The sequence below is a fragment of the Streptococcus oralis genome (genome assembly GCF_018448765.2).
GTDB classification, from domain to species: Bacteria; Bacillota; Bacilli; order Lactobacillales; family Streptococcaceae; genus Streptococcus; species Streptococcus oralis_BM.
This window is the reverse complement of sequence record NZ_JAHCMC020000001.1, coordinates 1,010,337-1,025,716: the sequence shown is the minus strand read 5'-3', so window position 1 is coordinate 1,025,716 and position 15,380 is coordinate 1,010,337. Positions and strand designations below refer to the sequence as shown.

General features: G+C 40.9%; 18 protein-coding genes. 7 read left to right on the top strand and 11 right to left on the bottom strand.

Annotated elements, in window-relative coordinates; all coding sequences use genetic code 11:
* Positions 1-5: 5 nt before the first annotated feature.
* From KIH88_RS05025 to coaB, 4 genes are all read right to left on the bottom strand, one after another.
* Complete coding sequence (locus KIH88_RS05025; RefSeq protein ID WP_213987975.1) at positions 6-533, bottom strand: ECF transporter S component; 528 nt, start codon at positions 531-533, stop codon at positions 6-8.
* 179 nt (positions 534-712) lie between these two features.
* Positions 713-1,276 (bottom strand): ECF transporter S component, encoded by a 564-nt coding sequence (locus KIH88_RS05020; protein ID WP_001042726.1) that lies wholly within the window; start codon positions 1,274-1,276, stop codon positions 713-715.
* Positions 1,260-1,811, bottom strand: coding sequence for a phosphopantothenoylcysteine decarboxylase (gene coaC / locus KIH88_RS05015; RefSeq protein ID WP_213987974.1), 552 nt, complete (start codon positions 1,809-1,811; stop codon positions 1,260-1,262). Before coaC ends, KIH88_RS05020 begins: the two co-directional genes overlap by 17 nt.
* A gap of 11 nt (positions 1,812-1,822) precedes the next feature.
* Positions 1,823-2,512: a phosphopantothenate--cysteine ligase gene (gene coaB / locus KIH88_RS05010; protein WP_213987973.1), complete on the bottom strand. Its 690-nt coding sequence runs from the start codon at positions 2,510-2,512 to the stop codon at positions 1,823-1,825.
* A gap of 231 nt (positions 2,513-2,743) precedes the next feature.
* Here coaB and KIH88_RS05005 point away from each other — a divergent pair, with 231 nt between their 5' ends.
* From KIH88_RS05005 to radC, 4 genes are all read left to right on the top strand, one after another.
* A complete protein-coding gene (locus KIH88_RS05005) occupies positions 2,744-4,414 on the top strand; it encodes a formate--tetrahydrofolate ligase (RefSeq protein ID WP_213987972.1) in 1,671 nt (556 codons plus the stop codon).
* A gap of 71 nt (positions 4,415-4,485) precedes the next feature.
* Positions 4,486-4,998: a GNAT family N-acetyltransferase gene (locus KIH88_RS05000; RefSeq protein WP_213987971.1), complete on the top strand. Its 513-nt coding sequence runs from the start codon at positions 4,486-4,488 to the stop codon at positions 4,996-4,998.
* 88 nt (positions 4,999-5,086) lie between these two features.
* Entirely contained in the window at positions 5,087-7,378 is a 2,292-nt protein-coding gene (pcrA, locus tag KIH88_RS04995) for a DNA helicase PcrA (protein ID WP_213987970.1), read from the top strand.
* A 42-nt stretch (positions 7,379-7,420) separates the two neighbouring features.
* Positions 7,421-8,101, top strand: a complete 681-nt coding sequence (gene radC, locus KIH88_RS04990; protein WP_033606399.1) for a RadC family protein — start codon at positions 7,421-7,423, stop codon at positions 8,099-8,101.
* Here radC and KIH88_RS04985 read toward each other — a convergent pair.
* From KIH88_RS04985 to KIH88_RS04955, 7 genes are all read right to left on the bottom strand, one after another.
* On the bottom strand, positions 8,098-8,787 hold the full coding sequence (locus KIH88_RS04985; RefSeq protein WP_033606400.1) for a gamma-glutamyl-gamma-aminobutyrate hydrolase family protein: 690 nt from the start codon (positions 8,785-8,787) through the stop codon (positions 8,098-8,100). The genes radC and KIH88_RS04985 overlap by 4 nt on opposite strands.
* Positions 8,788-8,802: 15 nt before the next feature.
* Positions 8,803-9,444 carry a redox-sensing transcriptional repressor Rex gene (locus KIH88_RS04980; RefSeq protein WP_000653419.1) on the bottom strand — a complete coding sequence of 214 codons (642 nt, stop codon included), beginning with the start codon at positions 9,442-9,444 and terminating at the stop codon, positions 8,803-8,805.
* Between the two features lie 93 nt (positions 9,445-9,537).
* The gene (locus KIH88_RS04975) at positions 9,538-9,741 is read right to left on the bottom strand and encodes a DUF4649 family protein (RefSeq protein ID WP_000286096.1); all 204 of its coding nucleotides are present in this window, start codon (positions 9,739-9,741) and stop codon (positions 9,538-9,540) included.
* A 6-nt stretch (positions 9,742-9,747) separates the two neighbouring features.
* Positions 9,748-10,095 (bottom strand): DUF1831 domain-containing protein, encoded by a 348-nt coding sequence (locus tag KIH88_RS04970; protein ID WP_213987969.1) that lies wholly within the window; start codon positions 10,093-10,095, stop codon positions 9,748-9,750.
* Positions 10,096-10,099: 4 nt separating this feature from the next.
* On the bottom strand, positions 10,100-11,215 hold the full coding sequence (locus KIH88_RS04965) for a cysteine desulfurase family protein (RefSeq protein ID WP_213987968.1): 1,116 nt from the start codon (positions 11,213-11,215) through the stop codon (positions 10,100-10,102).
* Positions 11,216-11,224: 9 nt separating this feature from the next.
* Positions 11,225-12,184 carry a ribose-phosphate diphosphokinase gene (locus KIH88_RS04960; protein WP_001283843.1) on the bottom strand — a complete coding sequence of 320 codons (960 nt, stop codon included), beginning with the start codon at positions 12,182-12,184 and terminating at the stop codon, positions 11,225-11,227.
* Between the two features lie 111 nt (positions 12,185-12,295).
* The gene (locus KIH88_RS04955) at positions 12,296-12,865 is read right to left on the bottom strand and encodes a CYTH domain-containing protein (protein WP_213987967.1); all 570 of its coding nucleotides are present in this window, start codon (positions 12,863-12,865) and stop codon (positions 12,296-12,298) included.
* 128 nt (positions 12,866-12,993) lie between these two features.
* Here KIH88_RS04955 and KIH88_RS04950 point away from each other — a divergent pair, with 128 nt between their 5' ends.
* Genes KIH88_RS04950 through KIH88_RS04940 form a run of 3 tightly spaced genes read left to right on the top strand, consistent with a single transcriptional unit; the run spans position 12,994 to position 15,360 of the window.
* Positions 12,994-13,665 carry a GTP pyrophosphokinase gene (locus KIH88_RS04950; RefSeq protein WP_000151551.1) on the top strand — a complete coding sequence of 224 codons (672 nt, stop codon included), beginning with the start codon at positions 12,994-12,996 and terminating at the stop codon, positions 13,663-13,665.
* Positions 13,649-14,467: an NAD kinase gene (locus tag KIH88_RS04945; RefSeq protein ID WP_007522021.1), complete on the top strand. Its 819-nt coding sequence runs from the start codon at positions 13,649-13,651 to the stop codon at positions 14,465-14,467. Before KIH88_RS04950 ends, KIH88_RS04945 begins: the two co-directional genes overlap by 17 nt.
* Positions 14,464-15,360, top strand: a complete 897-nt coding sequence (locus KIH88_RS04940; RefSeq protein WP_213987966.1) for an RluA family pseudouridine synthase — start codon at positions 14,464-14,466, stop codon at positions 15,358-15,360. The genes KIH88_RS04945 and KIH88_RS04940 overlap by 4 nt, the downstream gene beginning before the upstream one ends.
* The last annotated feature ends 20 nt before the right edge of the window (positions 15,361-15,380 follow it).

Genomic DNA, 15,380 nt, shown 5'->3' with positions numbered 1-15,380 from the left:
TCCTTTTAGCGACGTTTTCGAAGTACTTTATAGACAGCTAGTGCTAATGTATAGTCTACCATACTATGGACGATTGTGCCAAAACCAACTAGGACAAAGAGAACATAAAACATATTTTCAACATTTGTCCCTGAAGTAGCATAAAAGATGATACAAGCTATTACTTCAGCGATAGCATGAACAACACCCAAAACAAAGTTAAAAATCCAAGACGCCTTTGGTTTATCCAAGGTTTCAGGGAATTTTTTTAAGTACAAAGCCCCCAAAGTACCAAAAACAATGTGAGAGAAGGCACGAAGTACAATAACAGGCGGATAACCTGCCATCAGGAAACCAAGACTAGAAGCAATAATCACAAAAGCAGCCATCAAGGGTGATAGGAACATGGCGATAAAGATGGCGATATGGCTTCCTAAAGTGTAAGAAGCTGGTGGGATGACGATTTTAAAAGGCATAATGATTGGAATCAAAATCGCTATTGCAGTGAGTAGGGCAGTCATAGTCATAAACTGCGTTTTTTTCCGTATATCCATAAGAACCTCCATTTATCTGTATATACACAAGTATAGTACAATAAATCACCAATCAAGTCAAGAAGCATTATTGATTTTTCAGGAAAATTTGGTTAAAATGTGGTAAAGAATAATAGGAACTTAATTCTTATGTTTTAAATGCTAAACTCCACCTTCAGGACGAAAGTGGAGTTGTTTTTTTATTTCTTCAAGGTTTCGAGACGTGGGACAATTGCTACAGTTAGAATAGCTGAGATAATCAATTCAGCGATTGAGTTTGTAGAGATGACAGTTGCTAGGAGTTTTTGGATATTGCCGTCGAAGACATTTCCAAAAAGAAAGAAGATTCCCCCGAGGACAAAGACGGTGTTGGTAAGGGAACCGAGAGCACCAGCAAAGATGAGACCCGTTCTGTTTTTTAATAATTTATAAACTAAGTAAGGTGTCAGACCGATCAAAACGCGAGGGACAATAGCGATAATCGCAGAATAAATGTTTCCGTTCGGTACGAATGGTGAGAAGAGGTAGCTAGTTGGAAGGATGGTAATTGTGTTTACCGTTAAGCTCAATAGTCCCATAAGAAAACCAAGTGTAACCCCAACCCGAGGACCATAGATGATACTAGCAATAATGACTGGAATATGAACGATAGTTGGTTTGATTGGAAATGGGAAAAGGTTAAATAGGAGAGAAGTTAAAAAGTGGATAACGAGCATAACTGCAAAAAAGATAGCAATTGGAGCAATGTTAGAGCGTTTGTTCATTGAGGGTTTCCTTTATTCTTTCTAAAATAGTATTCAGGTCAGCTAGGGCGCCTTTGCCGTGATCGCCACAGGCTAGTAGAGATTCCTTTGGAGAGATAATCTGATAACCATAGGTCTCTAATGTTTTTAGATTAGCCTGGGTTGCCGGATGGTCATACATTTTTGTATTCATGGCTGGCGCTAAGAGTTTAGGGATGTGACTTGGTAGGGCAAGCGCTGTGCTTGTCACCATGTTATCCGCAAAACCGTGCGCAAGTTTAGCAATGGTATTAGCGGTAGCAGGGACAACGATAAAAAGGTCTGTTTCTTTTCCTCTTTCGATATGATTGACTTGATCAGGGTAAGGTTCCTGCATGACATCAAGGTGAACTGGATTCTGTGAGAGTACCTGTAGTGTCAAAGGTTGGATAAACTCTCTCGCCGCCTCGGTCATTAAGACAGTGACATCATGGCCTTGTTTTTTCAAAGAACTGACTAAATCAGCTGCTTTATAGGAGGCTATGGAACCTGTCACTGCGATCAGAATGTTTGCCATGGCTTTCCTTTCTATGAATCGTAAGCATGAATTTTCTCAAGGAGGAGGTTCGCAATTTCCTCTTTGGTTTGAACGGTTTGAAGATGATCTTTCTCAACAAAGATTGCCCGATGCTGATATGTTGAGATTTGAGTCAGGTCATTAGCAATGATCAAGTCTGCTTGATTTTTGATAAGACTCTGTTTAGCAATTTCTATGAGATAGTCCTCAGAGACATCAACCAGCAGTTTGAAACCAATCAGATGAATAGAAGGATTCCACTCTTTGACTAGAGAGATAATCTTGGGTGTTTTTTTCAAAAATAAAATCTGCACTTCATCATTTGAAGAAATCTTAGCTTCTCTGTTTTGCTTGTCTAAAAATTCTTCCAAATTAGAACTCGTCTTAACTTCATCTAGTCCCGTCATATAAACAGGAGTGTAGTCAGAAACTGCCATCGAATGAATCAAGACCTGATAATCTTGAACACACCCTTTCATCTCAAAAAGGAGATCATTGCTGTTCTTAATTTCTCGAATGCTTAGGTTGGGATGAGTTTCTGGTTTCACAGCTCGTTTTGTCGTTATCAAACAAACCTCGTGCCCTGCAGCAAGTAAGATTTCAGTGATGATTTTCCCCAAGCGACCCGTTGAATGGTTAGTGATAGAGCGGACGCTATCGATTGCTTCACTTGTACCGCCTGACGTAACTAAAATTTTCATAGGATTATTGTACAAAAAAAAGAAATGCAAGTCAAAGAAAGCGTTTGTTATTTTATCTAATTTTCCAGCAAGATTATAGTTTTTGGGTATAAAAACTTATAAAAAGTAAAAAAGATGACTAAAATCGGCCTTAAAACTTGATGTTTATAAACTTTAGCAAGCTTTTTGTCTGTGAAAAAACTTTTTTTGTGTTATAATGAGTTATCATATTAGATGTTAGAGGAGTTTGCTATGAAAACAGATATTGAAATCGCACAGAGTATTGAGTTGAAACCAATCGTTGATGTTGTTGAGAAACTTGGAATTTCTTACGACGATTTGGAATTGTACGGGAAGTATAAGGCTAAACTCAGCTTTGATAAAATTCGTGCAGTTGAGAGCAATCCAGTTGGAAAATTGATCTTGGTTACTGCCATTAATCCAACACCTGCTGGTGAGGGAAAATCAACTATTACCATTGGTCTTGCAGATGCCTTGAACAAGATTGGTAAGAAAACCATGATTGCCATTCGCGAACCGTCTCTTGGACCAGTAATGGGGATTAAGGGTGGTGCTGCTGGTGGTGGTTATGCCCAAGTGTTGCCAATGGAGGACATCAACCTTCACTTTACTGGAGACATGCATGCCATTACAACTGCCAACAATGCTCTTTCTGCTTTAATTGACAATCACTTGCACCAAGGTAATGATCTTGGAATTGACCAACGTCGTATTATTTGGAAGCGTGTTGTGGACTTGAACGACCGTGCTCTGCGCCATGTGACCGTTGGTCTTGGTGGTCCTCTAAATGGTATTCCACGTGAGGATGGTTTTGATATTACAGTTGCTTCTGAAATCATGGCGATTTTGTGCTTGGCGACGGACATCGAGGACTTGAAACGCCGTTTGGCTAATATCGTTATCGGTTATCGCTATGACCGTACACCTGTTTCTGTAGGTGATTTGAAGGTTGAAGGTGCCTTGGCTCTAATCTTGAAGGATGCTATTAAACCTAATCTCGTTCAGACAATTTATGGTACACCAGCCTTTGTACATGGTGGTCCATTTGCCAACATTGCTCATGGATGTAACTCTGTCTTGGCAACAAGCACAGCTCTTCACTTAGCGGACTACACAGTTACTGAAGCTGGTTTTGGTGCAGACCTTGGTGCTGAGAAATTCCTTGATATCAAGACACCAAACTTGCCAACATCTCCAGATGCTGTTGTCATCGTCGCAACCCTTCGTGCACTTAAGATGAATGGTGGTGTGGCTAAGGATGCTTTGACAGAGGAAAATGTAGAAGCAGTTCGTTCAGGTTTTGCTAACTTGAAACGCCACGTTGAGAACATCCGTAAATTTGGAGTGCCTGCAGTCGTCGCGATTAATGAATTTGTTTCTGATACAGAAGCTGAAATCTCAGCCTTGAAGGAACTATGCGCCTCAATTGATGTGCCAGTTGAATTAGCAAGTGTTTGGGCCAATGGTGCGGAAGGTGGAGTAGCGCTTGCCGAAACAGTTGTTCAGACTATTGCTGAAAATCCATCCAACTATACTCGTCTTTATGACAACGACCTTTCTGTCCAAGAAAAGATTGAAAAGATTGTTACTGAAATCTACCGTGGTAGCAAAGTGAACTTTGAGAAGAAAGCTCAAACGCAAATTGCCCAAATCGTTCAGAATGGTTGGGACAAATTGCCAATCTGTATGGCGAAAACTCAATACAGTTTCTCAGACAATCCAAATGCACTTGGAGCGCCAGAAAACTTTGAAATTACCATTCGTGAATTGGTACCAAAATTAGGTGCAGGCTTCATCGTTGCCTTAACTGGTGATGTCATGACCATGCCAGGACTTCCAAAACGTCCAGCCGCTCTCAATATGGATGTTGAAAGTGACGGAACCGTTCTAGGATTGTTCTAATAGTTTAATTGAATTCAAATGAGTTTGGAAAAGCTATCCGAGCTCATTTTCGATTTTAGAGAGAGGAATATATGCCAAAGATTCGAACAGTAAGGGAGTCTGATATTCCAGACCTGCTTGCTATTTATGCTCCTTATGTCCTTAATACAGCCATTACATTTGAATATGAGGTGCCAAGTGTTGAAGAATTTCAAAGAAGAATCCAAAAGACCTTGCTTAAATATCCTTATCTAGTGCTAGAGGAAGAAGGAAAAATTTTGGGATATGCCTATGCTTCCACCTATTATGATAGGAGAGCCTATGATTGGTCAGTCGAAGTGTCAATTTACTTGCATCAAGAAGCCAAAGGTCGAGGGTTAGGGAGTCTACTCTACGACTGTCTGGAGGAAGAACTAGTGTCTAGGGGTTACTTACGCTTCTTAGCTTGTATCGCTTTGCCAAATGATAGGAGCATTTCTCTTCACCGAAAGAGGGGCTATGAACAAGTGGCTCATTTCCCTAAGATAGGCTATAAGTTTGAAAAATGGTATGATATAGTTTGGATGCAAAAGTCATTGACTCCTCCTGATGATATGAAAGAGTAGAATTCCACACGCAACCAGTCTAGGTAAAGATATTTTCCCTAATTTCTGATATAATAGAAACATTGACTTCAAGAGTAAGGAAGAGAAAATGAACGCATTATTGAATGGAATGAATGACCGTCAAGCCGAGGCGGTGCAAACGACAGAAGGGCCCTTGTTAATCATGGCGGGTGCTGGTTCTGGAAAGACTCGTGTTTTAACTCACAGAATCGCCTACTTGATTGATGAAAAGATGGTCAATCCTTGGAATATCTTGGCCATTACCTTTACCAATAAGGCTGCGCGTGAGATGAAGGAGCGTGCCTATAGCCTTAATCCAGCAACCCAGGACTGTCTGATTGCGACTTTCCACTCTATGTGTGTTCGTATCCTACGTCGCGATGCGGATCATATTGGCTACAATCGGAACTTCACCATTGTAGATCCGGGAGAGCAACGAACTCTTATGAAGCGCATTCTCAAGCAATTAAACTTAGATCCGAAAAAATGGAATGAACGGAGCATTTTAGGGACTATTTCCAATGCTAAGAATGACTTGATTGATGATGTGGCTTATGCTGCTCAAGCTGGTGATATGTATACGCAAATCGTTGCTCAGTGTTATACGGCCTATCAAAAGGAGCTTCGTCAGTCTGAGTCCGTTGACTTTGATGATTTGATTATGCTGACCCTGCGTCTCTTTGATCAAAATCCTGACGTCTTGACTTACTATCAGCAGAAGTTCCAGTACATCCATGTTGATGAATACCAAGATACCAACCATGCCCAGTACCAACTGGTCAAACTCTTAGCTTCACGCTTTAAAAACATCTGCGTAGTCGGTGATGCGGACCAGTCTATCTATGGTTGGCGTGGGGCTGATATGCAGAATATCTTGGATTTTGAGAAAGATTACCCTAACGCCAAGGTAGTTTTGTTGGAAGAAAATTACCGTTCAACTAAAACCATTCTCCAAGCGGCCAACGACGTCATCAAAAACAATAAAAACCGCCGTCCCAAGAATCTCTGGACCCAGAATGCGGATGGAGAGAAAATCGTTTATTATCGCGCAAATGACGAACAAGATGAGGCTGTTTTTGTAGCAAAAACTATCGACGAACTTGGTCGTAGTCAAAACTTCCTTCACAAAGACTTTGCAGTTCTTTATCGAACCAATGCGCAATCTCGTACTATTGAGGAGGCCCTCCTAAAGTCCAATATTCCTTATACTATGGTTGGAGGGACCAAGTTCTACAGCCGTAAGGAAATTCGCGATATTATTGCCTACCTTAATCTTATTGCTAATTTGAGTGATAATATCAGTTTTGAGCGCATTATTAACGAACCTAAACGCGGAATTGGCCCAGGAACCGTTGAGAAAATCCGCGACTTCGCTAACCTACAAGAGATGTCCATGCTAGACGCTTCAGCCAATATCATGTTATCTGGTATCAAGGGTAAGGCAGCTCAGTCTATCTGGGAGTTCGCCAATATGATTTTGGATTTGCGGGAAAAACTGGATCAATTAACTATCACCGAGTTAGTGGAAGCTGTTCTAGAAAAAACAGGTTATGTCGATAATCTTAATGCTCAGGCAACCTTAGAGAGCAAGGCTCGGGTTGAAAATATCGAGGAATTTCTTTCTGTTACCAAAAACTTTGACGACAATCCTGATAGCCAGGAAGAAGAAACTGGTTTGGACAAACTCAGTCGTTTCTTGAATGACTTAGCTTTAATCGCAGACACAGATTCAGGCAGTCAGGAGACATCAGAAGTGACCTTGATGACCTTGCACGCTGCTAAGGGACTCGAGTTTCCGGTTGTCTTTATCATTGGGATGGAGGAGAATGTCTTTCCGCTTAGCCGTGCGGCTGAAGATCCTGATGAGCTGGAAGAAGAACGCCGTTTGGCCTATGTCGGTATCACACGCGCTGAAAAAATTCTCTATCTGACCAACGCCAACTCACGCTTGCTTTTCGGTCGTACCAACTACAATCGTCCGACTCGTTTTATCAATGAAATTAGTTCGGACTTGCTTGACTATCAAGGCTTGGCTCGACCAGCGAATACTAGTTTTAAGGCTTCTTATAGCAGTGGTGGGATTGCTTTCGGTCAAGGTATGAGCTTAGCTCAGGCCCTTCAAGAACGGAAACGCAATGCCGCATCAAGCTCTATCCAGTCAAGTGGTCTCCCATTTGGACAATTTGCAGCTGAAAATAAAAATGATACGAGCGATACCAACTGGTCTATTGGGGATATTGCCCTTCACAAAAAGTGGGGTGAAGGAACAGTCCTTGAAGTGTCGGGTAGTGGCGCTACTCAGGAATTGAAAATCAATTTCCCAGAAGTGGGTCTGAAAAAACTCCTAGCTAGTGTTGCCCCAATTGAGAAAAAAATCTAATTTTCCATCCTTCTCACGAATAATAAAGTGAGGAGGATTTTTATGTACAGTATTTCATTCCAAGAAGATTCACTTTTGCCTAGAGAAAGACTGGTTAAAGAAGGAGTAGAGGCACTGAGCAATCAAGAATTGCTAGCTATACTACTCAGAACTGGAACACGTCATGCCAACGTTTTTGAAGTTGCTCAAAAAGTCTTGAATAGTCTCAACAGTCTAACTGATTTGAAAAAAATGACCCTGCAGGAATTGCAGAGTCTGTCTGGTATTGGACGGATTAAAGCCATTGAACTACAAGCAGTGATTGAACTGGGGCATCGCATTCACAAACATGAAACCCTTGAGATGGAAAGTATTCTCAGCAGTCAAAAGCTAGCTAAGAAAATGCAACAGGAACTCGGCGATAAAAAACAAGAGCACCTAGTGGCGCTCTATCTCAATACTCAAAATCAAATCATTCATCAGCAAACTATTTTTATCGGATCTGCGACACGCAGTATTGCTGAACCGAGAGAAATCCTTCACTATGCCCTCAAGCATATGGCTACCTCTGTGATTCTCGTTCACAATCATCCATCCGGTGCCGTATCTCCTAGTCGAAATGACGACCATGTCACTAAGTTAGTCAAGGAAGCTTGCGAGCTGATGGGAATCGTTTTCTTGGACCATCTGATTGTCTCGCACTCGGATTACTTTAGTTACCGTGAAAAGACGGATCTGATTTAGAGTTCATTAACAACATAGTCAAACAATGTTTTATCTTTGGGGCGATTTTCAAAGAGAAATTCAGGATGCCATTGAACACCAAGATAAGGAAAGCCATCCGTAGTTGTCACAGCTTCAATTATTCCATCTTTAGGATCATGTGCTACAACCTTAAGATTAGGAGCTAAATCTTTAATACTCTGGTGGTGGAAGGAGTTGATATGAGATATTTCTCCATAGATCTCTCGGAGAATTGTATCAGGTTCCGTTACGAGGCGTTGGGTCGTGTATTCGGCTGAACAGTCCTGCCAATGATCCTCGATATCTTGGTGAAGCGTACCTCCCATAGCGACATTGAAAAGCTGAGTACCCCGGCAAACAGAGAAAATTGGTTTCTTCTGTTTAATCGCTTCTCTGATAAGGGCTAATTCAAACTGGTCTCTTTGAAGATGGTAGTCATCACTGTCAATGGTTTTAGGCTCACCGTAGAATTTTGGATCAACATTTTGCCCACCCGTTAGGATAAGCTTATCAATGATACTGATGTAATGGGTAGCCATTTCTTGATCACCAATCGGTAGGATGATTGGAATTCCGCCAGCGTCCTTGACTCCTTCAACAAAGCCCTTTGCTGCATAGCTCATCATGATGTCATCATCTGGATGAGCTTTTTCATTTCCTGTAATCCCAATAACTGGTTTTTTCATAAATGCTTTCGCTTTCTAATCCTCTTTACGCATAAAATAGAGGAGGGTTTGGAGTTCGCTTGTCAAATCGACATATTGAACGACCACATCTTTTGGGAGGTGGAGATGAACAGGGGAAAAGCTGAGAATACCTTTTATACCTGCATCAACCAAAAGATTGGCGACTTCTTGTGATTTAACACTTGGAACAGTTAGGATAGCAGTTTTAACATCTGCTTCTTTGATTTTTTCTTTAATCTGTGAGATACCATAGATTGGAATTCCATCAGGTGTCTGGGTTCCGACTTCTGGATGGTCATCTAGGTCAAATGCCATGATGATTTTCATCTTGTTACGCTCATGGAAGCGATAGTGGAGAAGGGCATGCCCCATATTCCCAATCCCAACCAACATAACATTGGTAATGGAGTTGTCATTTAGGAGGTCAGCAAAAAAAGTCATCAATTTTTTGACATCGTAACCAAAACCACGACGACCTAGCTCACCAAAATAGGAAAAATCACGACGAACAGTCGCAGAATCGATACCGATAGCCTCTGCAATTTGCTTGGAGTTGGCACGTTCGATTTTCTCGGCATGAAATCTCTTGAAAATTCGATAGTAGAGAGAGAGTCTTTTTGCTGTTGCTTTTGGAATAGCAGACTGTTTATCTTTCACAAAACCACAACCTTTCTATTCTTCTATTTTATAGAAACATTGTGAAAAAATCAACAAAAATAAGAAAAAACTAAGAAAATCTTAGTTTTAGTCTTAAAAATTAGCTTGTGATAGAAAACGGTAGAGATCCCCGACCAATCCTTGATAGATAACTTTATCATCAAAGGTTAATGAGGTAACTAGGAATGTATCAGGTAGAGTTACACAACCTGATAGAGATAACATAAGCTCTTCGTAACTCTCAAATTCAAGGGTACGCTCTACTTGATAACTATCTTGATAAGTAAGTCGATACATAGCCAATTATCTTTCTTCTTTTGTGAAAATTCCGCGTTCTACAAGGCTGTCCATGAGGAAGTAGAATTTTTCTTGGTGAATATGGTGATCTTCTGATTTAAAGATATTCACCAAACGAAGACCAGATTTGTCAGTGATGTTGAGTTTAGCACCTGTAAGGTCTTTGTTGATGATGATTTTTAGCTTGAATCCTTCACCGCTGTTAGGTACTTTTTCAAGTAGACGAGTCAGTTCGAAGTTTCCAACTTTTGTTTCAAAGAAAGTATTGTCTTTCAGTGTGAACTTTTTGACAGTTGGGCTAAGTGTGTAGTTGTAGCGGCAGTTTTGTAGTTTAATGGTTTTTTCGAATGCCATTAGATTAATCTCCAATAATATTTTTTAAGGTTTGTGCGAGTTGTTTCAGTTCTTCTTCGGTATTAAGAGGAGAGAGACTGATACGGACAGATTCTGATAAACGATGCGAATCTGGTCCATAAAATGCTTCAAGCACATGACTGGTTTGCACAATACCAGCAGTACAAGCCGAACCGGTAGAAATTGAAATTCCTTCAAGGTCTAACCGTAGCAAGAGCAAATCATTTTTTTGAACAGGAAAGCCAATGTTGATAACATAAGGAAGCTGGTGTTGGCTTTCGTTGAGATAGTATTCTAGATCTGCAATCTCATTTAGAAAAGCAGATTTTAATCCCTCTAGTTTTTGGTAATGTTCAGCTTGCTGCTCTAAGTCCTCTTTGAGAGCAGCGACCATGCCTACAATGGCAGCGAGGTTTTCTGTTCCAGCCCGTTTCTTTTGTTCTTGGTCTCCACCGTGAAGATAGGAATCAAAGTCCGCGGAAGAAGCATAAAGAAAGCCGATTCCCTTTGGTCCATGGAATTTGTGGGCAGAAGCACTGAGGAAATCAATTCCCAATTCCTCAGGATGGATAGGAACTTTTCCGATAGCTTGAACAGCATCTACATGATAAGCCGCAGGATGCTCTTTTAAAACACGTCCAATCTCAGCGATAGGTAAGAGACTGCCCGTTTCATTATTAGCATACATGGTGGAAACGAGAATGGTATCGTCACGTAATGCCTCTTGAATTTGCTGGGGAGTAATTTCTTGATTTACTGGTTGGATGATGGTCGCTTCAAAGCCAAAATGTTGCACCAGATAATCGATAGTCTCAAGCACAGAATGATGTTCAATAGCTGTCGTGATGATATGTTTTCCACGATTTTGATGACGGAGACAATAGCCAATAATAGCTGTATTGTTGCTTTCTGTACCGCCAGACGTAAAAAAGATATGTTGAGATTTTGTCCCCAATAACTGGGCTAGTTCCTGACGGGCTTCTCGCAAGAGTTTGCCAGCCTGTCGACCATGACTATGAATACTAGAAGGATTACCGTGGGTTTCTTGCATGACCCTGGTCATTTCTGAAATAGCAACTGCTGACATAGGAGTAGTAGCAGCATTGTCCAAATAAATCAAAGAATCACCTTATTTCTTTTTGTTGTAAGCAAAGAGTGGGCTGACGGGCTTTCTTTCATGGATGCGGACGATAGCATCTCCGATTAACTCGCTAGCAGTAATGTAACATACATTTTCTGGAGTTCTTTCTTTAGTTGCTACTGAGTCTGTCACAAGGATTTCCTTGATGTTTGTAGCATCAAGAAGATCTGCTGCCCCTTCAACAAATAAACCGTGACTAGATACTGCATAAATCTCAGTTGCGCCTTCACGTTCAACGATTTTGGCTGCTTCAGAGAAAGTACGACCAGTATTTAGGATATCGTCAATCAAGATAGCCTTTTTGCCTTCAACATCCCCAATGATATAGCCTTCGTTACGATCAGAATCGTCTTGGGCGTAGTCAATGATAGCGATAGGAGCATCAAGATATTCAGCCAAACTACGTGCACGTTTAACACCAGAGTTCTTTGGACTGACAACAACAACATCAGAACCAAGAAGCCCTTTATCACAGTAGTGCTTAGCAAATAGAGGAACAGTATAAAGATTATCTACAGGAATATCAAAGAAACCTTGGACCTGAACAGCGTGGAGGTCCAGCGTTAGAACACGGCTTACACCAGCTTTGACAAGCATATTGGCAACCAGTTTCGCAGTGAGGGGTTCGCGAGAAGAAGCGATACGATCCTGACGCGCATAACCAAAGTAAGGAAGGACAACGTTGATACTATGTGCACTTGCGCGTACACAAGCGTCAACCATGATCAACAACTCCATCAAGTGGTTGCTAACAGGGTAGCTGGTTGACTGGATGATGTAGACATCGTAACCACGGACACTTTCTTCAATGTTGACCTGGATTTCGCCGTCAGAAAATTGTCGAGAGGATAATTTCCCGAGAGGTACACCAACTGTATCCGCAATCTTTTGAGCGATTTCATGATTAGAGTTTAGGGTGAAAAGTTTCATGTTGTTTCTATCTGACATTATAGACCGTCCTCTGTAAACTTTGCGAATCTTCTTTGAGAAACCTTTGTTTTTCAAAGCCAGATTCTTTTATTTTTATCTTTTCTATTTTACCAAAAAAAGGAGATTATTTCAGCTTTTTTTCATGCTTTTAATAAAACGAATTAATTTTGATGGAGCTTTCTGATAAGTAATCTGATTTTCATCTAAAAATCTCTTAAAATCAGCTTTCCCTTTTTCATGGTCGGTGACTTCAAGCTCGAGTTCATAGTCCGTCTGATCAAAGTAGTGACTTTCATCTAAGGCCATTAAGCCAATATCAGTTTTCATTTCATAACGAAGGGTTGAAAGGCAGCCTAAAACAAGCCAGTCATGACTTTCAATACCAATTTTAGCAAGCTTTTCTAGAACGAGCCCTTGAGGTAGTTTTTGTTTTTCTAGGTATGATTCAGCTTCTGGAAGAGTTAGTTTCTGGTTGTATTCCATATTTCCTACAGTTTGAGGCACTTTCAAGGTCAATTCCGCCCAATCTGAAAAGATGCGAATGCGCATGGCAACCTTCTTTTCACGCAATTGGAAATCTGGTGTGTCAATGTAGTAGTTCTTCTGAAGGACGGGTTGGATATGGGAAAACTGTTTTTTTAGATGATCATATTCCTCTTTTTTCAGAAGTGTTTTCAATTCTATTTCTAAATGTTTCATTTTTTCAACCTTTTCTATATCTTTGAAAGCGATTTATGGTATAATGGACAATGTATTTATTGTATACGAATGTACTGAAAAAATCAAAGATTTTCGACAGAGCAATCAAACATTACAAGGGAGAAAGTATGACCATAGAATGGGAAGAATTTTTAGATCCTTACATTCAGGCTGTTGGTGAATTGAAGATTAAACTTCGGGGGATTCGCAAACAGTATCGTAAGCAAAACAAGCATTCTCCGATTGAGTTTGTAACGGGTCGGGTAAAACCGATTGAAAGTATCAAAGAAAAGATGGCTCGTCGAGGAATTACTTATGCAAATCTAGAACATGATCTGCAAGACATTGCTGGTTTACGTGTCATGGTTCAGTTTGTTGATGACGTTAAAGAAGTAGTTGAGATTCTACGTAAACGCCAAGATATGAGAATCGTTCAGGAACGAGACTATATCACTCATCGTAAGGCTTCAGGTTATCGTTCTTATCACGTGGTTGTCGAATACACGGTTGATACGATCAACGGGGCTAAGACGATTTTGGCGGAAATTCAAATACGTACTTTAGCCATGAATTTCTGGGCTACGATTGAGCACTCGCTCAATTATAAATACCAGGGCGATTTCCCAGAAGAAATCAGGAAAAGACTGGAAATCACGGCCAAAATAGCCTATCAGCTGGATGAAGAAATGGGTAAGATTCGTGACGATATACAGGAAGCGCAGGCTCTCTTTGATCCATTGAGCAGAAAACTAAACGATGGTGTAGGAAATAGTGACGATACAGATGAAGAATACAGGTAAACGAGTTGACCTCATAGCAAATAGAAAGCCACAGAGTCAGAAGGTTTTGCATGAACTGAGGGAAAAACTAAAGAAACAACACTTTATACTGAACGATACCAATCCCGACATCGTGATTTCGATTGGTGGAGATGGGATGCTTTTGTCTGCTTTCCACAAGTATGAGAATCAGTTAGACAAGGTTCGGTTTGTAGGTGTTCATACTGGGCATTTGGGATTTTACACAGATTATCGTGATTTTGAGTTGGATCAGTTGGTGACCAATCTCCTACTAGATACTGGTGCCAAAGTTTCCTATCCTGTTTTGAATGTCAAGGTAACGCTTGAAAATGGAGAAGTGAAAACTTTTCGCGCCTTAAATGAAGCCAGCATTCGTCGATCAGATCGCACCATGGTTGCGGATATCATCATTAACCATGTTCCGTTTGAGCGATTCCGAGGAGATGGTGTGACTGTTTCAACGCCGACGGGAAGTACTGCCTACAACAAGTCCTTGGGTGGAGCTGTCTTGCATCCTACTATTGAAGCCTTGCAGTTGACGGAAATAGCGAGCCTCAATAATCGAGTCTATCGCACTTTGGGATCATCAATCATTATTCCCAAAAAAGATAAGATTGAACTCTTACCGACACGCAATGATTACCACACGATATCTGTCGATAACAGCGTCTATTCATTCCGTAATATCGAACGGATTGAGTATCAAATCGACCATCACAAGATTCACTTCGTAGCGACTCCAAGCCACACTAGTTTCTGGAATCGTGTCAAAGATGCCTTCATCGGAGAGGTGGATGAATGAGGTTCGAATTTATCGCAGATGAGCATGTCAAAGTCAAGACCTTCCTCAAGAAACACGAGGTTTCTAAGGGACTTCTGGCTAAGATTAAGTTTCGAGGCGGGGCTATTCTGGTCAATGACCAACCTCAAAATGCAATCCATCTCTTAGATATTGGAGACAGGGTAACTATTGACATTCCAGCAGAGGAAGGCTTTGAAACTTTAGAAGCTATCGAGCGTCCATTGGATATTCTCTATGAGGATGACCATTTTCTGGTTTTGAATAAGCCTTGTGGAGTAGCTTCCATCCCCAGTGTCAATCACTCCAATACCGTTGCTAATTTTATCAAGGGCTACTATGTCAAGCAAAACTATGAAAACCAGCAAGTTCACATCGTGACTAGGCTTGATAGAGATACATCTGGTTTGATGCTTTTTGCCAAGCACGGCTACGCTCATGCACGTTTAGACAAGCAACTGCAACGAAAGTCTATCGAGAAACGCTACTTTGCTTTGGTTAAAGGAGCTGGTGTCTTGGAGCCTGAAGGGGAGATTATCGCCCCGATTGCGCGTGATGAAGATTCCATTATCACGAGACGAGTTGCCAAGGGTGGGAAATACGCCCATACATCATATAAAGTTGTAGCTTCTTACGGAAATATTCACTTGGTCGATATTCAACTGCATACTGGACGAACTCATCAGATCCGAGTGCATTTTTCTCACATCGGTTTTCCTCTTTTAGGAGACGATCTCTATGGAGGAAGCTTAGACGACGGCATTCAGCGTCAGGCCTTGCATTGTCATTATTTATCTTTTTATCATCCCTTTCTAGAGCAAGATTTGCAACTAGAAAGCCCCTTACCGGATGATTTCAGCAATCTTATTACTCAGTTATCAACTAATACTCTTTAAAATCTATTTGGAGTATAATT